The sequence below is a fragment of the Roseateles sp. YR242 genome (assembly GCF_900109745.1).
In the GTDB taxonomy this organism is placed as follows: Bacteria; Pseudomonadota; Gammaproteobacteria; order Burkholderiales; family Burkholderiaceae_C; genus Roseateles.
In genome coordinates this window covers 21578-44229 of record NZ_FOAV01000002.1, presented here as the reverse complement: position 1 = coordinate 44229, position 22652 = coordinate 21578, and the positions used below count along the sequence as shown (strand labels likewise).

Here is a 22652-nt window from a genome sequence, read left to right as displayed (position 1 = left end):
CCTCACAACACGGTGGTTCCCTGGCCTGTCTGGATGGTGATGGGATCGGAGGCAAGCGTATTGGGCAGCGAGATGACCAGATCCGCCTGATGGAAGTTTCCGTGGCCGTCCCAATCGACCAGCACCGACACCTGGCCTGTGGCATCCACCTGTTTCTGCAGGAACAGCGATTCACCACCGACGGCCATCTGCTGAAGCAGCGCTGTCAGGTCGAGCTTGTCGCCCTGGGCGGCATTGAAGTCCAGGACGGTGTCCTTCCCCCCATGGTTGGCCAGCCAGGTGAAAGTGTCCGCACCGCCACCACCCCGCATGGCATCGTTGAGGATGGTGCTCACGATCACGTCGTTGCCGTCCTGGCCGACGATCACCGCCTGCCGATGCTGGGCGTCGTAGTCCATGCGAACCCCGTCCAATATCAGGCTGTCGCCGGCGCCCATGACGATGGTGAGCGGCGTGCTGCCATTGGCAGCCAGCGTGTCCCGGCTCAGGGTCAGGGTATTGGCCTGGCCGTTGTCCATCCACACCTGCTCGATACCATGCACACCACCGGGCATCTGGGCGAAATCCAGGTTGACCGACCCCGAAAGATAGAGCGTGTCGTGGCCAGCCAAGCCGTCGATTCGTTGGATGCCGGTCTCGCCCGCGTAGGTCAGCACGTCGCTGGCAGCGCTTCCTTCCAGTGACTGCATGTTGGGGACGCTGTTGTCCTTAGCCAGATAGACCATGAATTCGTTGAGCATCACCTGCTGGTAATAATCCAGGGAATCAGCCGCGTGTCGTGCCAACTGCCATGTGGAACTGGTCGAGAAGGTGCCGACCATGGAGTTGGTCGCGGCGACATTGATCCCGTTCTCGAAAATGGCCATTGCGCTGTCGGTGAAATTGGCGGCGGCGCTGCCAGCCGTGGTGTTGCCCGAGTGCGCCTCGAACACTACATCGTTGGCATTTCCTATCAAGGCACTATTCCCGTTGGTCACCGGTCGAGCCAAGCGAACCGAGGTGGTCACATCAAACACGTAGCCGTTGTTCCCGGCGGCTTCGGGATAGCACGCATTAAGGCGGGCATTGCCGCTTTCGCCAAGATTGAACAGCGAGCCATTCGCACTACCCTCCGACTGCACCTTGGAGTAGATGACCGTACTGCGCCAGTCGTTTGCGGCGATTCCTGTGCTGTACATGTAGTCATCTCGGGCGCCATTTCGGGTGTTGAAACTGATGCCTGCCGATCCATCCGATCTCGTGACGATCTGCCCGCCATCCACAATCAGCCCCTGTTTGTCTCCCAGCGGCTGGACCATGTCCCGGCCGTTGCCCGACTGGTCATACCAGATCGTCACGAAGCCGCGATCGCTGGCGGAGGTGCCGACGAAGGCGCGGAGGGTCTTGGTGTCCAGATTGCCGTTGGCATCGAAGCCGATATCGGCCTCTTGGTTGTCGGAGGACCTCCGTACCCGGATGGCGGCGGTGTTCAGGTTGGCGTTGACGTCGCGCAGGCTGTAGGCCGCCTGAAGGAGGCTGATATCGACCTCATTGATGTTGCCGACACCGAACCCGTCACCGACCAGGCCACCCGTGGGTTGTTCGAGATTGACGACAAGGCGTTCATTGACCTCGCGGTAGTTATCCCCAGTGATATTGAAAGTGATCAGCTTCTGCGTCTCGCCGGCAGCGAAGGACACCGTGCCGGAAGACGCCCCGTCGTAGTCCTGCTCGGAGGCCAGGCCATTGGAGTTCGCGCGGGCCGAACTCTCCCCGAGGTTGACCTTCCATGCCACGCTCCCGGCGCCGGACACATCGCCATCGCGCGTGATCAGGAAGACCATTTCCCGCTGGCCGCTGGTGCCTTCCACCACCTGCGAATCGGAGATGCTGAAAACCGAGGCTGTAGCGGTGCTGCTGTCCTCGCGAACGGTCTCGTTGCCAGCCAAGTCATAGCTGGTGACGCGGGCGTTCACCTGGTCGCCGTTGGAGAAGTTCGGGACGACGCCGGAGACAGATGGTGCTGTGCGAGTGTCCACGAGCCAGTGGCCGGCGGCGTCCGAGGTGGTCTCGTAGCGCAGCTCGTAACCGTTGGCGAGGTTGTTGTCTGTGTCCAGTTCCACGACCACGCGCTCATTGGGATCGGACACGCCGGCCAAGCGAGGCTGGAGAGACACCGAGTCACCCATGCCAAAGCTGCTGGCGGGCGGGCGCGTATCCACAGTGATGGTCAGGGCCGGTGAGCGCAGTTGCGCACCAGCATCGACCGCCAGGAAGGCGTGGTTGCCGTCGGCCATCGCCGTGCCGGCCAACGAGAGATGCCAAACTCCCTTGGCATCACAGATCGCAGTGCCAATGGATTCGCTGGCATCGGCCTGTCCGTCGTTGTTGGCGTCGCGATACACCGTGAGGGTGGCGCCCGGCCGCCCGACGCCGATGAGCGTCAACGGCTGGGCCGCCGAGCCATCCAGCCGTGTCACATTGTCATTGCGGTAGGTGCCGGTGTCCGAGGCCTCGTCCAAAAACACCATGGGTGTTCCGGCGGGCAGCACAGTGAGCGTCGAGCTGGTGCCCGATGTGGCGGTGTTACCGGCGATGTCGGTGGCGAGCACGGTCAGGACACGGTCCCCGGTGGGCGCGCCGGCGTCGGATTCGTAACGCAAACCTCGCAGCAAGGCGGAGGCCTGTGACGGCGAGAGTGCGGTGTCGGCATTGATGACCAGCAGCGGATGCACAGCATCGCTGCTCAGTTGCAGCGTCAATGTGACGCCAGGCAAAAGGGTGGTGTTGGTCAGGGTGCCACCCTGTCCGAGCACCAGAAGGTCGGTGCTGCCGTCGTGGTCCGTTCCGTCCGACAGGCCCAGCCGTTCCTGCTGCCCAGGGGTGGTACTGAACACGCCCGTGACGGACGAAGAGAGCTCCACGGTGATTTGAGTCACGAAGGTGGCCTCGTCCACAAAGGCGGTGGCGGGGTTGGTCACCGGCATGGACCATGGCATGCCAACTGCCACGGCGGTGGCATAGTCCTGGCCGGCGGCGCTGCCGTTGAGGTCGGCCTGAGGGGGCGTCTGGTCCAGCCACACGGTGCCGGACGCCAAGGCGGTGTGCCCGAGTTCATCGGTCAGCCTCACGGTGAAGATCTTCTCGCCCTGGCCCGGCTGGGCGGCGGTATTGCGCAGGTGCAGGGACCCCAACAGATCGGAGACCTCGCTTGCGCTGGCCGGCTGGCCGTCCTGACGGGTCAGGGTCACCACGTTGGAGATCTTGGCCACGCTCCAGGTCGAACCGTTGACCGTCAGCGTGCTGCCGGCGGCGACGACGGTCTCGGTGCCTGACACCGGCGAACTGATCAGTTGGTCATCGGTGCTGAAGCCGCCACCGGTCTCGGTGATGACAATCCTGGTGAAGCCCGCCTGCGGATTCTCGTGGCCCACTGCCATGTCGGGCGAGAACAGGCGCACGGGTGTCAGCATGGAGGTGACGAAGCTCCGTTCGTCCACGCCGGCGGCGGTGCCGTTGAGGTCCAGGCTCGGCTGGCGGGTGTCCACGGTGATGGTCACGACGGAGGCTGCGCCCAGGTTGCCGGCCATGTCCCTGCCGTAGATCGAGAACTGGCGATCACCGTCTGCCGGATGGTCTGCGAGGTTGGCGAGCTGCAAGGCATTGGTGAGCCGGGTGGCCTCCAGCCCTGTGAGCGCGGTGCCATCCGTCTTGCTGATGCTCAGCACGCGCGAGTGGCTGTCGTATTGGTAGGAAAGATCGGCGATACCCGCGATGGTGATGCCGGTGACCTGGACGTCCTGATCGGCCAGCACTTGATGGTCCAGGACCAGTTGGTCGTCCGCGGCGAAGCCGCTGTCCAGACGCACATGCAGCGTCTGCAGGCCAACGCTGCTCAGGGCGGCGGTCGTGTTGGTCAGGGCCTGGCCCAGGTGCAGGCCGGTGATCCCCACCACGCTGTCCTGCGTTGTCTGCAGGCCGTCCGCGGCCTGCAGGTCGATGGCCGGGCCCTGGGGCAGCAAGGTGAAGCCCAGGCTGGTCGCGGCGCTCTCATTGCCCGCCTTGTCGGTCTGGACGACCTGGACGCTGACCTCGCCCCCGTCGGGTACAAGCGCGGCGAACAGCGCATCGTCCAAAGTTGTGCCGGTGCCGTCCTGCCAGGTCTGGCCGCCATCGGTGGAGTAGCGCCAGGTCGCGCCATCCTCCAGATCAGTCACGTTGACCTGTCCATGGTTGGTGATGAGGTCGTCGGTAAAGGGGCCGCTGTCATCGGCCAGGTTCAGGGTGACGGCCTGGGCGCTCGTGTCCAGCGTGAAGGTCAGCGAGGCGGCCGGGCTCACGTTGCCGGCGCTGTCGGTTTGACGGATCTGCACGGTGTGCGAGCCGTCGGTGGTGAAGGTGGAAGCGGGCAGGGAGGTGCCGCTACCCTGGACCCAGGTCTGGCCATCGAGGCTGAACTCCCAGGAGGCCCCTTCGACCAGGTCATCGATGGTGATCTCGGCGTTGTGGGTGATGAGATCGTCAGACAGCGATCCGGTATCCTGGGCCAGGCTCGGCGTGAGCGATGGCGCGGACGTGGTGAGCGTGAGTTCGATCAAGGCGTTGCCGCTCACGTTGCCGGCGGTGTCGGTTTGGCGCACGAGCACTTGCTTGACCCCGTCGTCGCCGAGCGCCGAGGTGGGCAACTCGTTGCCCGTGCCGTCCAGCCAGTCCACGCCGTCGAGCGAGTACTGCCAGTGCGCGCCGGTCTCGAGTTGACCGATCTTCACGGTACCGTCGCTGGTGATGCGATCGTTGCCCGACACCCCGGTGTCGTTCTTGAGTTCCAGCGTGGGATCCAGGATCTCCCGGTCCAGCTGGAACTCGAAGGTCTGGGAGTTTGCCGTATTGCCCGCTTCATCCGTCTGACGCACGGTGACGTGCACGTTGCCGTCCACACTGAAAGCGCTGGATGGAATACGGTCGCCGACGCCGTCAATCCACACGGCGTGGTCGAGGTCCGAGTCGGTGGTGTATTGCCAGGTTGCCCCGGGTACCAGGCTGCCCACCGTCACGGTGGCGTCGTTGGTGGTCTGGTCGTTGGTGTCGGCGCCGGTGTCGTTCAGCAGTTCCAGGGTGGGGGTGGCCACCTGGGTGATGCGTTGGAACTGCAGGGACTGCACAGGGCTTTCGTTGCCGGCAACGTCCGTTTGCTTCACCTCGACGAGCAACTGACCGTCGGTGAGCTGGTCATCCGGGATTTCAGTGCCGGTGCCGTCCGTCCAGGCTCCGCCGTTGACGCGGTACTGCCAGGTCGCTCCCGGCTCCAGGTCGGACACCGTCACCGTGCCATCGCGGGTGATCAGATCCTTGTCGTTGGAGCCGGTGTCGTTGAGCAGCCCGAGCGTGGGCGCCTCGGCCAGTGTGTCCAACACGAGATTCAGATCGGCCAGGTCGCTGACGTTGCCTGCTGCATCAGTTTGTCTCACCTCGACATGCACGGGCCCGTCGTCGCCCAGAGCGCCACCGGGCAACTCACGACCCGAACCGGGCGTCCAGGCACCGCCATTGATGCGGTATTCCCAGCTGGCACCAGCCTCAATCCCTTGGATGTTGACCGTTCCGTTGCTGGTGTGCAGGTCATCCAGCCTCGTGCCGGTGTCGTGCTTCAGCTCCAGCGTGGGCGTGGCGACGGTGGTGTCCAGCCACAGGAAGAAGGGCAGGGTATCCGTTTCGTTGCCGGCACGATCGGTCTCGCGGATGATCACACGATAGGTGCCATCGCTGGGAAAGACGCTGGTGGAGATCTCGTCGCCGGTGCCGGCGTGCCAGGTCTGGCCGTTGTCCAGGCTGTAGGACCAGGTGCAGTCCGGGTCCAGCCCCGTCAACGTGAGGGTGGCGTCGTTGGTGTAGCGGTCGCGCGGGTAACTGCCGGAGTCATTTTTCAGCTCCACCTTCACTGGGGAGGTGGTGTTGGCCACCGTGAGCAATTCGAAGTTGAAGACCCCCGCGACGCTTTGGTTGCCGGCCGCGTCGGTCTGCACCACTTCGACGTTCTGAAGCCCCTGAGTGGTGAAGGCGTCGGCCGGGATCTCCGTGCCGGTGCCTGTTTCCCAGGTACCGCCATTGATGCGGTATGACCAGGTGGCGTCTGCTTCCAGATGGTCGATGGTCACCGTGGCGTCGCTGGTCACGCCGTCATTGGACGAGCTGCCGGTATCGTTCTTCAAGGAGAGGGTCGGGGTGTCCACCTGCTGGTCGACGCTGATGGACAGGGCACCCGCGGTGCTGACGTTGCCCGCGATATCGGTCTGGCGCGCCTCCACATGGTGGACGCCGTGGGTCAGCACGGCCGAGCCGATGCCGTTGCCGAGGCCGGCTGTCCAGGTGCCGCCATCAATGCGGTACTCCCATGTCGCGTTCGCCTCCAGATTTTCGATCCGGAGCGCACCGTCATTGGTCAGGAGGTCATTGTCGGAGGTCCCGGTGTCATTCACCAGGGACAAGGTCGGTGCTGCGGCCTGCGTATCCAGCACGACGCGGAGTTGGCCGGTAGGGCTGATGTTGCCGGCCGCATCTTCCTGCTGAACCAGAACGTCATAGGCGCCATCGGACTGGAATACGCTGCCGGGGATGTGGGTACCGGTGCCGGTGTGCCAGGTTTGGCCATCCAGGCTGTAGCGCCATGAGGCACCGGTCTTCAGGCCGGTGACGTCGAGACTGGCGTCGCTGGTGACCTTGTCGCCGAGCAGGCCGGTATCTGTGGTCAGTATCAACGTCGGCGCGGGGGCGCTGCGCTCCAGCACGAAGGTGAAGGGCGTGGAGTCCGCCTGGTTGCCGGCGGTATCGGTTTGCCGCACGAGCACGGTCTGGTCGCCGTCCTGCGAGAAGGCGGCGGCGGAGATCAGTTGGCCGGAGCCCTGAAGCCAGGCGCCGCCATTGATCTGGTACTCCCAGCGCGCACCATCCTCCAGGTCGTCGACCTTGATGGTGGCGTCCTGCGTGAGGCCGTCGCCGGCGACGCCCGAGTCGGTTTGCAAGCTCAGGACCGGTGGCGCGACCATGCGGTCCACCGTGATGGTTTCGGTGTGCTCGGCGGTATTGCCGGCCGGGTCGGTCTGCCGCACGGTGATCCGCACATCACCTTGTGTCGTCACGGCGCTGTCGGGGATGGTGTCGCCTGTGCCCGCCACCCACGGGCCATTCGGCCCGATACGGTAGTCCCAGGAGGCACCAGGCTCGAGGTCGCCCACGACGAGGGTTGCGTCCCGGGTGTTGCGGTCGGTGGCGGAGATACCCGTGTCGTTGGGTAGGGTAAGAGACGGGGCATTCGTCTGCGTATCCCAGATGAAATCCAGCGAGGCCGGCGTGGACAGGTTGCCGGCCGCATCGGTCTGACGCACAAGCAGGTGCACTTCGCCCTTGGGGCCTGCGGTGCCGGGAGGCAGGTCGTCCGGGTGCAGGGTGTTGGCATGACCCGCCAGCCAGGTCTGGCCGCCGTCGGTGCTGAATTCCCAGTGCGCCTGGTTCGCGAGATCGCCCACGCCGACAGTGGCGTCGCGCGTGATGAAGTCCGTCTTGCTGGTGCCCGTGTCGTCGACCAGCCACAAGGTGGGCGCGGCCACTGACGTGACGATCTCGACGTCAATGACGCCGAGCCTGCTGATATTGCCCGCCAGGTCGGTCTGCTGCACCAGCACCAGGCGATAGCCGTCGCCAGTGAACGCGGATGCGGGAATTTCATCGCCCTTGCCGTGCACCCAATGCAGGCCCCCGTCCACGCTATAGCGCCAGCTGGCGCCGGGCTCCAGGTCAGTGACGACTATGCGGCCATCCGCGGTGAGGTGGTCGGTGGCGGACACGCCGGTGTCCTTGGCCAGTCTCAGCGTCGGCGTGGCCACGGCGTTGTCCACAACGAACGCAAAGGGTGCTGACTGCGCGGTGTTGCCTGCAGCATCGGTCTGCCGAACGATCACCGACACCTGGCCATTCTGCGGAAACGCCGTGCTGTCGATCTGGGTGCCCTGCCCCTGCGTCCAGTGCTGGCCGCCGTCGAGGCTGTAGGACCAGGTGCCGCCGGCTTCGAGATCGCCGACGCGGACCGTGGCGTCCCGGGTGATGCCGTCCAGGCCTGACAGGCCGGTGTCGTTGACCAGGCCCACGGTCGGGACCGCGACGAAGGTGTCCACGTCAAAGGCGCCCGGCAGGACGGCTGCAGGCCCGACCTGCCCGATCGCGTCGATCTGGCGGACCATCACCTGGCCGGCCTCATAACGCCCGTCGGCCAGATGGCAGCCGTCGTTGTTCATCTTGAGCCAGTGCAGCCCGCCATCGATGGAATATTCCAGATGGCCACCGGGTTCAATGCCAGCGGCGGTCATGTGGTTGCGGTCCAGGCTCAGGGTGGGAGCGTCGGGCGGACCGTCATACAGGATGCCCAGGGCGTTGGCCCCGTCGACCTGCCCGTCCTGCCGCCAGACCTCGGCGGAGAACTGCCGCAGGCCGTCGCCATGGCCCAGGCTGGCGCCGGTCACGGGCACGCGCAGGCTGGCGCCATCGGCCGCGACGATGATGTCGAGATCGGCACGCTGGGCGCCGTCCTGATGGATGACCACATGGTCGCCCGCCTTGAAGTCGCCCGTGAGGGTGAGCGTGAGGCTTTCCAGGCCGTTGACGGTGGCCTGCCGCATGGACCCCAGGTGCACCGGCATCTGTGTCCAGAGCTGGACCAGGGTCTGAGCGCTCGGGCCGTCCAAGGCATCGCTGGCGGCTGCTTCTTCCAGGCCGTCTAGGAGGAGGGTGGCGGCGCGGTGAGCGGCTTCTGCGCTGGGCGGAATGGCCTGAGCGCCATGGGGCAGGGCCGCGGCGAGTGTGGACAGTAGCGCCGCCATGCCCATGCCGGCCACCTGGCCGGCGGAGGTCAGTACGGCCAGAACTCGGCCGTAGAGGTCCGGACCATCGGCCGGCGCACCGCCGGCATCCGTCACCGGGTGCGGCGCCTGGAGGATGTCGGAGAGGCCGAACCAGCGTGCCACGGCCTCGTTGGCCTGCGTGACGGACGCCGAGGTCAGAGCTTCGTTGCCCAGCGTCAGGCTCGCCAGGGTCGTGAGCGGTGTGATGGCGACCGTCTGGTGTGCGTCGCCGCCAAGCACCGTTACCGCACTGAGCCTGCCTGTGCCCTGCATGTCCGTACTGCCCACCGGGGTGACCAGCAGGCGTACCGGGCCGCTGCCAGCTGGGACATTCAGCAAGAAGCTCCCGTCCTGCGCGACATCGACCGGGCCGGCCAGCGGCGTGCCGTCGGCCTTGTGGGCCACGATGACCAGGTGCTGGGGCTGGGAGGTAGACGCTGGCGTGACGCTGCCGCTGACCGCGACCAGGGATTCGGCGATGCCAGGGTGTTCGGGAACGACAGGGGTGGGTGTCTTGCCGCCCGAGCCACTGCCGATGCCCGCCCCGATGAGCAGGGCGCCAGCGCCCGCCATAAGCAAGGCCGTGTTGGTACTGGGGCCGCCCGTTTGTGCTGCTGGCAAGACGCCGGCCCGCCAGTTCGCATCGTCCTCGGTGGCCATTGGAGCCGCTTCGGGCGCTGCGTCAGGGACCGCTTGCGGGTCGGCGCCGCGGACATCGGCCTGCGGATCGTCGTGGGACTCGTCGTGGGGCTCGTCGCGGCCTGATTCTTCAGCGGGCGGGTTGTCGGACATCTCGCCATCCCGCTCGTCCGGCTCTCCTGGCCAACCGTGACGGGCGCCCCTGGCCCCGGCTCCATGCACTGCGGAGCCGGACGCCGGTCCGGACGCAGCATGCGGGGCTTCCGACCGTTCGATAGGCACCGCCGACGGGGCGGCGGCCGAGGTGATCGAACCAGGGGATTGAGATGGGGCGGATGGAGCCTTCCTTGACTCGGGCTTGGCAGTGTGCGTGTTCATGATGACTCACAGATGTGGCTGGCATCTGAAGTCTCTTCAAAACTGTTCGCCTTCGAGCCTCCTCAAATTTGCTGAATTGCAGGCTGTTGATAGCAATTATTTGCAGGTCAATCGACGTTCATGAGTCATGTCTGCTCACCAGATCGACAGACTGCTCGCCAACACCCGCTGGAGCCAGCTGCGATGGGAGGCATCGGCCACTTCGCCACGGCCCACCAGTTCCATGCGGGCGTTGACGATGTCGGCGGAGGCGACCTGGTTGCCGCTGCGCACGTCCTGCGGATTCACGATGCCGGAGAAGCGCAGCGTATTCATCCCACCGTTCATGGCCACACTGCGTTCGCCGGCCACCACCAGGTGGCCGTTGGGCAGGACGTTGATCACGGAGACAGCCATCTGGCCACTGAAGCTGCTGCTGTTCTCGGTGGTGCCGTCGCCCTTGTAGGAGTCGCTGCCGGAAGCGGAGGCATCGGCCTTGAGCAGCTTGTCGATCAGGCCGACATTGCTGGAGCCGCCGGGGCCTTTGACCGCCAGCGCGTTTTCGCGGCTGGTGTCGGTCTTGGTCTTCTGATTGGCACTCATGGTCTCGCTGATCACCACCTTGAGCGAATCCCCGACCTGGCGGGCCCGGCGCTCGGTGGTGAAGAGTGACGCGGCCGACATGCCGGGCTGGTAGATGGCGCCGTTGTTGGTGCGCTCCACATAGGCGGCCTCCGGGGCCGGCATCACGTGGATGGGATCCTGCACGAGGATGGGGTCGTGCGAGGCGCAGGCGGTGGTCAGGACGGTTCCGATCAGCAGAACGGCGGCGGTGGTCTTTGACATGATGTCCCTCGATGGTCGATGTGACGGTCAGGATCCGGCCAGGGCCGGGCCGGTCGGTGGAATGTGCGGGTGATCAGCCTTCGAAGCCGGTCAGCAGGGCCTTCACCACGGGAGCGAGCTTGTTGCGCGTGCTACCCCACTTGCCCAGCCCCATGACGGCCTCTTCGCTTTGATAGGTGCTGGCCGACATCAGCCGGCCGCCCGCGTCATGCAGGCTCAGGGTCGCGTTGGCGAGGTAGGGCCGCATCTGGTCTGACAGCGGTGGTTTGTCCCACTGCTGCAGGCCCGCATAGTGCAGCCAGGCAGGGCACTCTTCGTCGCCGGGGCGCACGCCCACGTCGAACACACGCGACGCCACCTGGTGGTCCTTCAGCTCCGCCATCAATGCCGGCACGAAGTCCGGCATCTGCAGCGAGCGGTTGTATTCGATGCATACGCGCTTGGGCACGGCGGCGCCCTGGAAGACGGTCTGGCTGGCCTTGTTCGGGCCTTGTCCGATGGCGACCGTGGCCGCGCTGGCGCTGGCCTTGATCAACTCGATGGTGGGCAGGGGGCTGAAGAGCGAGCAGCCCGAAAGCGCGCCAGTCCCGACCAGGACGGCGGCCACGGCCATGCCGCGTGGGGACAGCGCGCGTGTCATCACAGGATCTCGTCGATCAGCGCGCGGCCGGCGACGGCGCCAGCGGATACATAACCCGCCACGGTGCTGCCGATGTCTTCGACTTCATCCACGACGGTGCCCACGCCGCTGGCGAGGCTTTCCGCACCGCTGACGACTGCGTTCTTGACGGTGGTGGCGCCGGAAGTGATGGCGTGGCCCAGGGCGGAAGCACCGTCGCTGATGGCGCTTCCCACGGCGGTGGCGGCGTCGCCCAGCGCCGAGGCGCTGTCGCTGATGGCTTCACCGACGGCGGAGGCGCCTTCGCTGATGGCATGGCCGGCCGTGGTGGCGCCGCTTTCCAGCGCCTGCAGGCCTTCCTCGCTGAGCGAGACGATGGCGCTGACGGCGTTTTCGCCACCTTGGTAAACCGCCTGGGTGAGGCCGATGGCCGAGGCGGCCACCGTTCCGTATTCGCGGGCGTTGATCTCATAGCTGCCGCTGGGGCGGCTGGTGAGTTGCCGTGAGGCCACCAGGGAATTGTTGGGGATCGAGGTCATGGCCACCTCCTGTGGTGCCGTTTGCGATGGATTGAATTCTGCGGATTCGGGTTTTGGGGCATCCAATGAATACCGGGTCATCCTTTCGGTTCAGAAAGCGTTGCTTCCGTCCAAACAGAAATTTGCACTCACCAACATTTGTTGGGCGTAAACAAACATTGCTGCAGAGGGCGCCGCATGTGTCGGGCGGCGAAATGCGCCCCAATGTGTCCTGGCATGTCATTCGCCAGAGACAAACATGATGCAAAAACTGACACATGACGCCGCCGAGGCCTCGAAGGCGGGCTTGGGCGGCGGTCTGCGGCGCTGGGATATGCTTTCGACCATGAGCGAAGCCGTCCTCATGTCGCCGCACCCCTACAAGATTCCCGAATCCGTGCTGGTGGTGATCCACACCACCGGCCTGGAGGTCCTGATGCTGGAGCGGGCGGACCGCCCCGGTTTCTGGCAATCAGTCACGGGCTCCAAGGACCACCTGGACGAGCCCCTGCTGGAGACCGCCCGTCGGGAAGTGGGGGAGGAAACCGGTATTTCGGTGGCCGCCCTGCCGCCTGGCGCGCTGGTGGATTGGTTGCTGGCCAATGTGTATGAGATCTACCCGGTCTGGCGCCACCGCTACGCGCCAGGGGTGACGCGCAACACCGAACATGTCTTCGGCCTGTGCGTGCCGGCCGGCACACCCGTCACACTGGCGCCGCGTGAGCATCTGCAATACCGCTGGCTGCCCTGGCGTGAGGCGGCGGACCTGTGCTTTTCACCGTCCAATGCGGAAGCCATCCTGCAGTTGCCGGCCCACTTCAAGCCTGCGGCCCTGGCTGCGGAGGAAAGCCCTGCCCCTGCCGGCACCGGAGAGTCCTCATGACCCGCCCCACGCCGCGCCACGCGGCCGCCATCAATTCCGCCACCACCGACACCACCCCGGCGCAGAGCGCCGACCGCCTGCGGGTGGCCACCTACAACATCCACAAGGGTGTTCGCGGCATGGGGCCGGGAAAACGGCTGGAGATCCACAACCTGGGCATGGGGGTGCAGGCCCTGGATGCCGACCTGGTCTTCCTGCAGGAAGTGCGGCTGTTCCATCACCGCGAGGCGCGCCAGTTCGAGCGCACCTGGTTCGGCTGGCCGGAGCAGGGCCAGGCGGAGTTCCTGGCGCCGGATGGCTACGAGGTGGCCTACCGCACCAACGCCATCACGCGCCATGGCGAGCATGGCAATGCGCTGTTGTCCCGCTACCCGATGGGGGACATTGGCCACCACGATGTGTCGGACCACCGCTTCGAGCAACGCGGCCTGCTGCATGTGCCAGTGCGCTGGCAGGGGCACGAGGTGCATGCGGTGGTGGCCCATCTGGGCCTGATCCACGGCAGCCGGGTGCGTCAGGTGCAGCGGCTGGCCAAGTTCATCACCGACCACGTGCCGGACGGCGCGCCGCTGGTGGTGGCGGGTGACTTCAATGACTGGGGCGAGCGCCTGGATGCGCCCATGAAGGATGGCGGGCTGAGCCGGGCGCTGGTGCCGGGGCGTGGCCGCCTGCCGACCTTCCCCTCGCGGGTGCCGGTGTTTTCGCTGGACCGCATCTATCTGCGTGGCCTGCGCTGCGTGGACATGAAGGTACCGCGCGGGCCCAGCTGGGCGCGCATGTCGGACCACCTGCCGCTGCTGGCCGAACTGGTGCTGGACACCTGACCCGCTGGTGAAGCCGCAGGACGCCCAGTTTCCCTGGACCCTGAGCGCCCAGCCCAGCTTCAGTGGCGGTAATGCCGTGGAGCTGCTGTGCGGGGGGGATGCCCTGTTTCCCGCGCAGATTGCTGCCATTGATGGTTCGCAGCACGAGGTCTGGCTGGCCACCTATATCTTTCATGACGACGCGGCAGGCGCCGCCACGGTGGCGGCACTGCGGCGCGCGGCTTTGCGTGGGGTGCGGGTGAGGGTGGTGGTGGATGGGTTCGGAAGCAAGTCGAGCCTGGCCTGGCTGCGTGGGCAACTGGCGGATGCCGGGGTGGCGCTGGCGGTGTTCCGGCCGATCGACCGTTGGTGGAACTGGCTGCATCCGGGGCAGCTGCGGCGGCTGCATCAGAAGCTGTGCGTGGTGGATGGGGATATCGCCTTTGTGGGCGGCATCAACATCATCGAAGACCGGGTGGACCTGCATCACGGGCGCACCGAGTTTCCGCGCCTGGATTTCGCCGCGTCGCTGCGGGGCGTGGTGGTGCGGCCGGTGGAGCAGGCCGTGCGGGCGGTGTGGACACGCGCCTGGCTGGGGCACGATTTCGGGGATGAGCTGCGTGCGATGGTGCGTAGCGCGTCACCATGGCGGCGTGCGAGGCGGCTGCTGAGGCGGGTAAAAATGCCCAAGGCCGCCTATCGGCAGCGAGACCCGAAGCAGTTGGCGCCCGTGCGAGCCGCGTTTGTGCTGCGGGACAACCTGCGGCAGCGTCGGACCATCGAGCGGGCCTATGTGAACGCAATCCGCGGCGCGACGGCGCGGGTGGATCTGATCACGCCGTACTTCTATCCCGGGCAGCGGTTCCGGCGCGCGCTGAAGGAAGCCGCCCGGCGAGGGGTGCAGGTGCGGTTGCTGCTGCAGGGGAAGGTGGACTACCGGATCGCGGCGTTGGCCGCCCATGCGCTGTATGAAGAGCTGCTGGCGCATGGGGTGCAGATCTTTGAGTACACGCCCGCGTTTTTGCATGCCAAAGTCTGTGTGGTGGACAACGACTGGGCGACCGTGGGAAGCAGCAATATCGATCCGCTGTCGCTGCTGTTGAACCTGGAGGCGAATGTGGTGGTGCAGGACGCCGGTTTCGCCGGGGACGTGGCGCGGGAGTTCGATGCGGCGATCGCGCGGTCTCGGCGTGTGGAGCAGCCGGACGCCGGAGGGCTGCGGGGGGTGTTGCGCCGGGGGCTCGTGGCTTGGGTGGCGTATGTTTATCTGCGGGTGGCGGGGGCGACGGGGCGGTATTGAGGCTGCGGCTGTTGCTGCTGTGGTGGGTACTGCGCGCCGGAAAGCACCGGCCCGGGGGGCATTTGCTCCATGTCCTCCGCCCGCTTCGCGGGCTCCCCCTAATACTTACGCAAATACCCCCCGGGCCGGCACTTTCCTGAACCGAGACCTGCCTCGATGCGCAGTGCCTCGAAGCGCAGTGCCTCGAGATTGGCGCACGGTAAGGCAGGCGATTCTTGCCAAATACTGGTCACTCCTCATTTCCGGTCCACTTTGCTGAATGAGGACTGTCGGCCGAGAGGACTACGGCCGTGGGGGGGAGTGGCGCTACTGAAATCAGTCGCGTTGGATCCGCTGCGGAATGGTGGGCGGGAACGGGTCGTCCGAACCCCGGGGCATCCTCGGCGTCGTCTTGCCAGGCCAGACGGAACGGTCCAGGAAGATCAGCATCGGCGCCACACGTGCGGCCCAGCTGGCTTCGTCATGCGTGCCGCCGTTCGCTTCAAGATAGTTGATGTCGTTGCGGTTCCAGCCACGGTTCAGCAAAGTGCCGCGCAGGTTGCGCAACTGCTTGATGGCCGCATCCCCCTCACCCGTGCCCATGTCCAGCCAGAGCTTCGGGCGCGGCTGGGTCAGGCCCAGTGGCGTTTTCACCAGGTCCCTCAGCGGGAATTCGTTGTCCCACCACAGCGCCGGCGAGACCACCAACGCACCACCAAAGATGTCGTCACGGTGCAGCGCCAGCCACAGGCTCATATTGCCGCCCAGCCCCGACCCGCCCACCGCCGTGTGGCCCGCATCCGGCAAGGTGCGGTAACGCTTGTCGATCTCCGGCTTGACAGTGCCGATCAGGAAACGCGCATAGTCCGCCGCCTTGCCACCCTGCGGCAAACCGTCCCGATCAATGCGGGTGGCCGTGTAGTCGTCCACACGCTTGGGGCCACTGGCCACCGCCACGATGATCAGCGGCTGGATGCGACCCTCGACCACCAGGCTCTGCGCCGTCTCGTCCATGCCCCACTCAGCCCCCGCGGCCGCCGCATCAAAAACGTTCTGGCCGTCATGCAGGTAAAGCACCGGGTAACGCTGGTCAGGCTGCCGCTCATAACCGGGCGGCAACCAGACCTGCACGCTGCGGGGACCGACCTGGGCACTGCCCAGCGCCGGCAACTGCTCAATATGGCCCGCGCGGCTGATGGAGATGGGCGCGGCCGGCGCGCCAAAGGCGCGCGCCACCAACACCTGCTCCGCCACCAGCTCCAGGCTGCGGTCCGGACCCGGCTCCCAGCCATCCCCGTTGCCCTGGCCCGCACGTTCGATGCGGAACTTGTAGAGCAACGCGCCGTTCAATGGCGCGCGGTCCACCACCAGGTCCGCCGTCCAGAGACCGTCGCTGTGCGCACGCGCCGCGTCAGGCCGCCCAGCGGCCGGAGGTGCCGGGTGGGCATAGAGCGGCGTGTCCCAGCTCAGCGGCGCCGCACCACGGATGCCCAGGCGGTCCTTGGCAGGGTCGAAACGGCCCGCGCTGATTTCCTCGCGCAGGTCAATCTCGAACTTCACCCGCGTCGCCGCCATGGCCTGCGTGCCCGCGAGAATCAGCAACAGCCCCGCAATGAAGCGGACAAGCGTGGCCACCAGGGCCGTGGCAGCAGCACGCACAGGGCTGCGGAAATGGGCGTTCAGGCGCATGGATCTCAGTGGGGAATCAGTCCAGCACCACCATAGCAGTTCTCGTGTGCAGCATTGTTGCCAGTTCACCCTCATTGACGATGCAGGCAGCACGTTCAATGTCAGGCGCGAGATAGTGATCCTCCGCCATGGCCGGGCAATGGCGGCGCAGCAGCGCATGCACAGACTCCAACACCGCCGAGCTGCGCAGCGGGCGCAGAAACTCGATGCCCTGGCCCGCCGCCAGCAATTCGATCGCCACGATGTGCGCCGTGTTGTCCAGCATCGGCCCCAGCCGCCGCGCACCAAACGTGGCCATGGAAACGTGGTCCTCCTGGTTGGCGCTGGTGGGCAGGCTGTCCACGCTGGCGGGATGCGCCAGCGACTTGTTCTCGCTGGCCAGCGCCGCCGCCGTGACATGGGCAATCATGAACCCGGAATTCAGCCCCGCATTGGCCGTGAGGAAGGGCGGCAGGCGCGACACACCCGTGTCGATCAGCATGGCAATCCGGCGCTCGGCGATGGCACCCACCTCCGCAATGGCACAGGCCAGTGCATCCGCGACCAACGCCACTGGCTCCGCATGGAAGTTGCCACCGCTGATCATGGCCGCCTCCGCAGCCCCCCCACCATCAGCGCTCCCATCAGCCGCGTCGCCAGCAAAGACCAGCGGGTTGTCCGTCACCGCATTGGCCTCGCGCAGCAGCACGTCCCGCACATGGCGAGCCTGGTCCAGGCAGGCACCCATGACCTGGGGCTGGCAGCGCAGGCAGTACGGGTCCTGCACCCGGTCGTCGCCATCCCGGTGGGATTGGCGGATGGCGCTGCCACTGAGCAACGCCCGGTAGGCCGCCGCCGCCTCGATCTGGCCCGGCTGGCCGCGCACTTCATGGATGCGTGGGTCGAACGGGCCATCGCTGCCGCGTGCTGCGTCCAGGCTGAGCGCGCCCGTCACGATGGCGCTGGCAAACACGGTCTCGAAGCGCAGCAGGCCCTCCAAGGCCAGCGCGGTGGAGGTCTGTGTGCCGTTGATCAGCGCCAGCCCTTCCTTGGCCTCCAGCACCAGCGGCTTCACCCCGGCACGTTCCAGTTCCGCAAGGGCAGGGCGGCGCTGGCCGTCCACCAGCATCTCGCCCTCGCCCATCAGCGCCAGCGTCATGTGCGAGAGCGGCGCCAGATCGCCCGAGGCGCCCACCGACCCCTGCGCCGGCACGTAAGGGACGAGGCCGGCATTGAAGGCGTCAATGATCGCCTGCACCACCGACTCCCGAACACCCGAGTAGCCGCGCGCCAGCGAGGCCGCCTTGGTGGCCAGCATCAGGCGCACCACCGGCGCCGCCAGCGGCGCGCCCACGCCCACGCAGTGCGAACGGATCAGGTTGCGCTGCAGCGCCGCCAGTTCGTCCTTGCCGATGCGCTTGGAGGCCAGCTTGCCAAAGCCGGTGTTGACGCCGTAGACGGGGGCGTCGCCCGCAGCCGCGGCCTGCACCACGGCAGCACTGCGGCGGATGGCGGCCGAGGCGTCTGCATGCAGGGACAGGCGCACGCCGCCCTGGCGGATCTGGCGCAACTGATCCAGCGTGAGATGGCCGGGGATGAGTTCGAGCGAGGTGGTCATGATGAGAGGCAGTGAATCAGCAGATCAACAGGCCACAGCCGGGATCAGCTATTGCACCTTGGCACTGAGGCTGTGAGCCGTTGACGGTGGTGGTTGGCGTTCTGTGGATGTTCGGGGGGGCCGCGCAGGTGGGAGCGCGCTTGTCTGTGGCTGCGTGACGGTTTGCCCGTCAACGGTCAAGCATCGGCAGATTCAGGCCCCGCTCCCGGGCGCAATCCTGCGCGCTTTCGTAGCCCGCATCGGCATGGCGCATCACGCCCGTGCCGGGGTCGTTCCAAAGCACGCGCTCGATGCGCTTGGCGGCGGCATCCGTGCCATCACACACGATCACCACGCCGCTGTGCTGCGAATAGCCCATTCCCACGCCGCCCCCATGGTGCAGCGACACCCAGGTGGCGCCGCCCGCCGTGTTGAGCAGGGCATTGAGCAGCGGCCAGTCGGAGACGGCATCGGAGCCGTCCTTCATGCGTTCGGTCTCGCGGTTGGGGCTGGCGACCGAGCCGGAATCCAGGTGGTCGCGCCCGATCACGATGGGCGCCTTCAGCTCGCCCGTGCGCACCATCTCGTTGAACGCCAGGCCAGCCCGGTGCCGCTCACCCAGCCCCAGCCAGCAGATGCGGGCCGGCAGGCCCTGGAAGCTGATGCGCTCACGCGCCATGTCCAGCCAGCGGTGTACACCCGCGTGCTGAGGGAACAGTTCCTTGATCTTGGCGTCCGTCTTGTAGATGTCCTCCGGGTCGCCGGAGAGCGCCACCCAGCGGAATGGGCCACGCCCCTCGCAGAACTGCGGCCGCACATAGGCCGGCACAAAACCGGGGAAGTCAAAGGCGTTCTTGACGCCCTGGTCGAACGCCACCTGGCGAATGTTGTTGCCGTAGTCCACCGTGGGGATGCCCAGCGCCTGGAAGGCCAGCATGGCCTGGACATGGTCGGCACAACCCTGGGCCGCCGCGTTACGCAATTCATCGTGGCGCGCGGGATCGGCCGCTGCCGCCTTCCACTCTGGCACGGTCCAGCCCGGGGGCAGGTAGCCATTGATCAGGTCGTGCGCCGAGGTCTGGTCGGTCACCAGGTCCGGGCGCAGTGCCGTACCTGCCTTCACACGCGCGGCCAGCACCGGCAGCACTTCGGCAGCGTTGCCCAGCAAGGCGATGGAAACGGCCTTCTTCTCGGCCGTGTAGCGCGCCAGGCGCGCCAGCGCGTCGTCCAGGTCGCTGGCCTGCTCGTCCACATAGCGGGTCTTGAGACGGAAGTCGATGCGGGACTGCTGGCATTCAATCGTCAGCGAACTGGCCCCGGCGAAGGTCGCCGCCAACGGCTGCGCGCCGCCCATGCCGCCCAGGCCGGCCGTCAGCACCCAGCGGCCCACCAGGTCACCGCCAAAATGCTGGCGGCCCGCCTCGGCGAAGGTCTCGTAGGTGCCCTGCACAATGCCCTGCGAGCCAATGTAGATCCAGGAGCCAGCCGTCATCTGGCCGTACATCATGAGCCCCTTGCGATCCAGCTCGTTGAAGTGGCTCCAGTTGGCCCAGGCGGGCACCAGGTTGGAATTGGCCAGCAAGACCCGCGGCGCGTCCACATGCGTGCGGAACACGCCCACCGGCTTGCCGGACTGGATCAGCAGCGTCTCGTCCTCGTTCAGCGCACGCAGAGCCTGCAGGATGGCCTCGAAGGCGTCCCAGTTGCGCGCCGCCTTGCCAATGCCCCCGTACACCACCAGTTGGTCCGGGTTCTCGGCCACGGCCGGGTCCAGGTTGTTCTGGACCATGCGGTAGGCCGCCTCGATCAACCAGTTCTTGCAGTGCAGCTGCGTGCCGGTGGGGGCGCGAACGGTGCGGGGCTGGGCGCTCATGAGGGTCTCCTGAAACATGGGGCGGGGCGCCTCCCGGGCAGCTTTGAGGCGGCCTCGGGGGCTGTTGGGGCGCGATTATGTGGAGCCTGTCCAAGCTTGTCTATACAAGTTTGCTCCAGTAGGATGCCCGCCCATGGTTACGCCCTCTGGTCCCGCCCCGCAATACCTCAAGGTCAAGACGCATCTGCGCGAAGGCATTGCCAGCGGGCGTTGGCGGCCAGGCGAGCGGCTGCCCTCTGAATCCGAGCTGACCCAGGCGTTTGGCGTCAGCCGCATGACGGTCAACCGCGCCCTGCGGGAATTGCACCAGGAGGGCATGGTGGTGCGGGTGCAGGGGGTGGGCAGCTTCGTGGCGGAACTGAACCGGATCGCCTCCACGCTGACGGTGCGGGACGTGCATGACGAAATTGCCGCCCGGGGCCACCGCCATGAAGCCTCGGTGCATGTGCTGGAGACGGTCAAGGCCACGGCGGAGCAGGCGCTGCAGTTTCAATTGAAACCAGGTGCGCGTCTGTTCCACAGCGTGATCGTGCACCGCGAGAATGGCGTGGCCATCCAGTGCGAGGACCGGCTGGTGAATCCGGCCTGTGCGCCAGCGTACATGGCACAGGACTTCGAGCGTGTCACACCCACGCATTACCTGCTGGAAGTGGCGCCGCTGTCTGAGGCGCGCTATACGATCGAAGCCGAGATGCCCAACCTGCTGGAAGCCCGCCTGCTGGGCATGCCGCGCGGGGAACCCTGCCTGGTGGTGAAGCGCTGCACGCTGAGCGTGGGGCAGGTGGTGACGGCGGTGCGGCTGGTGCATCCAGGCAGCCGCTGGTTTTTGCAAGGGAGTTTTCAAGCATGAATGGCGTGCAGTCGATGCTCGTGACGGGAGTGGTGGCATGAGCTGGATGCGGATCTGCGCGGATGACGTGACGCCGACCCCCTGGCGCAATGGCGGTGGCCAGACCCGGGAGTTGCTGGCCTGGCCGCATGTGGCGGACTGGAAAATCCGCGTCAGCGTGGCGGACATCGATCGCGACGGCCCGTTCTCCGCCTTTCCGGCGGTGGACCGCTGGTTTGGTGTGCTCAGCGGCGCTGGCGTGCACCTGCTGGGCGAGGAACGCCGCCCCGGCGGCGGCCTGGTGAGGTTCAAGGGTGAAGACGCGCCGGATTGCCGGCTGATCAAGGGCCCGACGCGGGATTTCAACGCCATGCACCGGCGCGGCGCTGGCCGCTTCCGCGTCCAGCCCGCCGAACGGCCCGTCATTCCGCATGAGGTGGATTGGCTCGGCCTGTTCACCGAGCGCGGTGGCCTGCTGATTCACGGGGCGCGTGCCGTGCCCGTGGCCCCGCATACGCTGGCCTGGTGCGAGGCACCCGCCGCCCAGAGCTGCGTGTTCGATGATGGCGACAGCCACGGGCCGGCCTGGTGGCTGCTGTGGAGTGCGGAATGAGCGCACCCGAGCTCACGGTCCGTCCAGCGGCCCGCCGGCTTTGGCGGGGTGGACGGCTGGTCACATTCCAGGACCGTGAAGGGTGGGGCCTGGTGGCGGACGGCGCCATGGTCACGGCCGGCGAGACCCTGCTATGGGTGGGCGCGCTGGCCGATCTGCCGGAGGACCTGATGGCAGACCTGCGCCATGGCCAGGTCGAAGAACATGACCTGGGCGGCGCGCTGGTCACCCCAGGCCTCATCGATGCCCATACCCACCTGGTGTATGGCGGCGAGCGTTCCGCGGAATTCGAACTTCGCCTGCAGGGGGCCAGCTACGAAGACATCGCCCGGGCGGGCGGTGGTATCCGCTCCACCGTGGCGGCCACGCGCGCGGCCAGCGAAGCCGATCTGCTCAGCGCCGCCGAGGCACGTGCGCGTGCCTTGATGGCCGAAGGACTCACCACGCTGGAGGTCAAGTCCGGCTACGGGCTCGCTTTGGCCGAAGAGGCCAAATGCCTGCGCGTGGCCCGCCGCCTGTCCGATCTGGGACTGACGGTGCGCACCACCTTCCTCGGCGCTCATGCCTTGCCACCGGAATTCGATGGCCGTGCCGATGACTACGTGGACGCCGTGTGCGCCTGGATGCCTCAGCTGCAGCGCGAGGGCCTGGTGGATGCGGTGGACGCCTTCTGCGAACGCATTGCCTTCAGCCCGGCGCAGACACGCCGGATCTTCGAGGCCGCGCGCGCGCTCGGCCTGCCCGTGAAGCTGCATGCGGAGCAACTCAGCGACCAGGGCGGCGCGGCGCTGGCGGCCGAATTCCAGGCGCTTTCCTGCGATCACCTCGAATACCTCAGCGAGAGCGGCATCCAGGCGATGGCGCGGGCGGGTACGGTGGCCATGTTGCTGCCAGGCGCCTTCTATTTCCTGCGAGAAACCCGTCTGCCCCCCATCGAGGGCCTGCGTGCCGCAGGCGTGCCCATTGCGCTGGCCTCGGACCACAACCCGGGCAGCGCCCCGGGCCTCTCGCTGCTGTTGATGCTCAACATGGCCTGCACCTTCTTCCGCATGACGCCGGAAGAAGCACTGCGAGGCCTGACGGTGAACGCTGCTCAGGCGCTGGGCTTGCGGGACAGGGGGCAACTGGTGGCCGGTCAGCGCGCCGACTTCTGCGTCTGGGACGCCGCCCACCCGCGTGAACTCGCTTACTACTTCGGACGCAACCCCAGGCGGACCACCGTGATCGGCGGCCGCGAGCGCGGCTAGCCCACGTGGGC

General features: G+C 66.6%; 13 protein-coding genes. 6 read left to right on the top strand and 7 right to left on the bottom strand.

The window, feature by feature from the left end:
• Positions 1-2 precede the first annotated feature (2 nt).
• The 4 genes from BMY53_RS03860 to BMY53_RS03845 form a co-directional block, all read right to left on the bottom strand.
• A complete protein-coding gene (locus BMY53_RS03860; protein ID WP_092943877.1) occupies positions 3-9662 on the bottom strand; it encodes an Ig-like domain-containing protein in 9660 nt (3219 codons plus the stop codon).
• A 360-nt stretch (positions 9663-10022) separates the two neighbouring features.
• The gene (locus BMY53_RS03855) at positions 10023-10712 is read right to left on the bottom strand and encodes a flagellar basal body L-ring protein FlgH (RefSeq protein WP_092943875.1); all 690 of its coding nucleotides are present in this window, start codon (positions 10710-10712) and stop codon (positions 10023-10025) included.
• A gap of 73 nt (positions 10713-10785) precedes the next feature.
• The gene (locus BMY53_RS03850) at positions 10786-11352 is read right to left on the bottom strand and encodes a hypothetical protein (RefSeq protein WP_092943873.1); all 567 of its coding nucleotides are present in this window, start codon (positions 11350-11352) and stop codon (positions 10786-10788) included.
• Positions 11352-11870: a hypothetical protein gene (locus tag BMY53_RS03845; protein ID WP_092943871.1), complete on the bottom strand. Its 519-nt coding sequence runs from the start codon at positions 11868-11870 to the stop codon at positions 11352-11354. The genes BMY53_RS03850 and BMY53_RS03845 overlap by 1 nt, the downstream gene beginning before the upstream one ends.
• 325 nt (positions 11871-12195) lie before the next feature.
• Here BMY53_RS03845 and nudB point away from each other — a divergent pair, with 325 nt between their 5' ends.
• Genes nudB through clsB form a run of 3 tightly spaced genes read left to right on the top strand, consistent with a single transcriptional unit; the run spans position 12196 to position 14835 of the window.
• Complete coding sequence (gene nudB, locus BMY53_RS03840) at positions 12196-12732, top strand: dihydroneopterin triphosphate diphosphatase (RefSeq protein WP_255370022.1); 537 nt, start codon at positions 12196-12198, stop codon at positions 12730-12732.
• Positions 12729-13556 carry an endonuclease/exonuclease/phosphatase family protein gene (locus BMY53_RS03835; RefSeq protein WP_092943869.1) on the top strand — a complete coding sequence of 276 codons (828 nt, stop codon included), beginning with the start codon at positions 12729-12731 and terminating at the stop codon, positions 13554-13556. The genes nudB and BMY53_RS03835 overlap by 4 nt, the downstream gene beginning before the upstream one ends.
• 7 nt (positions 13557-13563) lie before the next feature.
• A complete protein-coding gene (gene clsB, locus BMY53_RS03830; protein ID WP_255370021.1) occupies positions 13564-14835 on the top strand; it encodes a cardiolipin synthase ClsB in 1272 nt (423 codons plus the stop codon).
• Positions 14836-15150: 315 nt separating this feature from the next.
• Here clsB and BMY53_RS03825 read toward each other — a convergent pair whose 3' ends face one another.
• The 3 genes from BMY53_RS03825 to hutU all read right to left on the bottom strand — a co-directional run bounded on the left by BMY53_RS03825 (position 15151) and on the right by hutU (position 19952).
• Positions 15151-16503, bottom strand: coding sequence for an alpha/beta hydrolase (locus BMY53_RS03825; protein WP_177200701.1), 1353 nt, complete (start codon positions 16501-16503; stop codon positions 15151-15153).
• Positions 16504-16519: 16 nt separating this feature from the next.
• The gene (gene hutH, locus BMY53_RS03820) at positions 16520-18100 is read right to left on the bottom strand and encodes a histidine ammonia-lyase (RefSeq protein WP_092943863.1); all 1581 of its coding nucleotides are present in this window, start codon (positions 18098-18100) and stop codon (positions 16520-16522) included.
• Positions 18101-18269: 169 nt separating this feature from the next.
• Entirely contained in the window at positions 18270-19952 is a 1683-nt protein-coding gene (hutU, locus tag BMY53_RS03815) for a urocanate hydratase (RefSeq protein ID WP_255370020.1), read from the bottom strand.
• 133 nt (positions 19953-20085) lie between these two features.
• Here hutU and hutC point away from each other — a divergent pair, with 133 nt between their 5' ends.
• The 3 genes from hutC to hutI are packed head-to-tail and all read left to right on the top strand — an operon-like array spanning position 20086 to position 22641.
• The gene (gene hutC, locus BMY53_RS03810; RefSeq protein WP_092943860.1) at positions 20086-20802 is read left to right on the top strand and encodes a histidine utilization repressor; all 717 of its coding nucleotides are present in this window, start codon (positions 20086-20088) and stop codon (positions 20800-20802) included.
• A 37-nt stretch (positions 20803-20839) separates the two neighbouring features.
• Positions 20840-21394, top strand: a complete 555-nt coding sequence (locus BMY53_RS03805; protein WP_092943858.1) for a HutD/Ves family protein — start codon at positions 20840-20842, stop codon at positions 21392-21394.
• The gene (gene hutI / locus BMY53_RS03800) at positions 21391-22641 is read left to right on the top strand and encodes an imidazolonepropionase (protein WP_092943856.1); all 1251 of its coding nucleotides are present in this window, start codon (positions 21391-21393) and stop codon (positions 22639-22641) included. Before BMY53_RS03805 ends, hutI begins: the two co-directional genes overlap by 4 nt.
• The last annotated feature ends 11 nt before the right edge of the window (positions 22642-22652 follow it).

Excerpts from the sequence above, each read along its gene's own strand:
- BMY53_RS03860 (WP_092943877.1), bottom strand. The coding sequence starts at position 9,662 with ATGTCCGACAACCCGCCCGCTGAAGAATCAGGCCGCGACGAGCCCCAC.
- BMY53_RS03855 (WP_092943875.1), bottom strand. The coding sequence starts at position 10,712 with ATGTCAAAGACCACCGCCGCCGTTCTGCTGATCGGAACCGTCCTGACC.
- BMY53_RS03850 (WP_092943873.1), bottom strand. The coding sequence starts at position 11,352 with ATGACACGCGCGCTGTCCCCACGCGGCATGGCCGTGGCCGCCGTCCTG.
- BMY53_RS03845 (WP_092943871.1), bottom strand. The coding sequence starts at position 11,870 with ATGACCTCGATCCCCAACAATTCCCTGGTGGCCTCACGGCAACTCACC.
- nudB (WP_255370022.1), top strand. The coding sequence starts at position 12,196 with ATGAGCGAAGCCGTCCTCATGTCGCCGCACCCCTACAAGATTCCCGAA.
- BMY53_RS03835 (WP_092943869.1), top strand. The coding sequence starts at position 12,729 with ATGACCCGCCCCACGCCGCGCCACGCGGCCGCCATCAATTCCGCCACC.
- BMY53_RS03825 (WP_177200701.1), bottom strand. The coding sequence starts at position 16,503 with ATGCGCCTGAACGCCCATTTCCGCAGCCCTGTGCGTGCTGCTGCCACG.
- hutH (WP_092943863.1), bottom strand. The coding sequence starts at position 18,100 with ATGACCACCTCGCTCGAACTCATCCCCGGCCATCTCACGCTGGATCAG.
- hutU (WP_255370020.1), bottom strand. The coding sequence starts at position 19,952 with ATGAGCGCCCAGCCCCGCACCGTTCGCGCCCCCACCGGCACGCAGCTG.
- hutC (WP_092943860.1), top strand. The coding sequence starts at position 20,086 with ATGGTTACGCCCTCTGGTCCCGCCCCGCAATACCTCAAGGTCAAGACG.
- BMY53_RS03805 (WP_092943858.1), top strand. The coding sequence starts at position 20,840 with ATGAGCTGGATGCGGATCTGCGCGGATGACGTGACGCCGACCCCCTGG.
- hutI (WP_092943856.1), top strand. The coding sequence starts at position 21,391 with ATGAGCGCACCCGAGCTCACGGTCCGTCCAGCGGCCCGCCGGCTTTGG.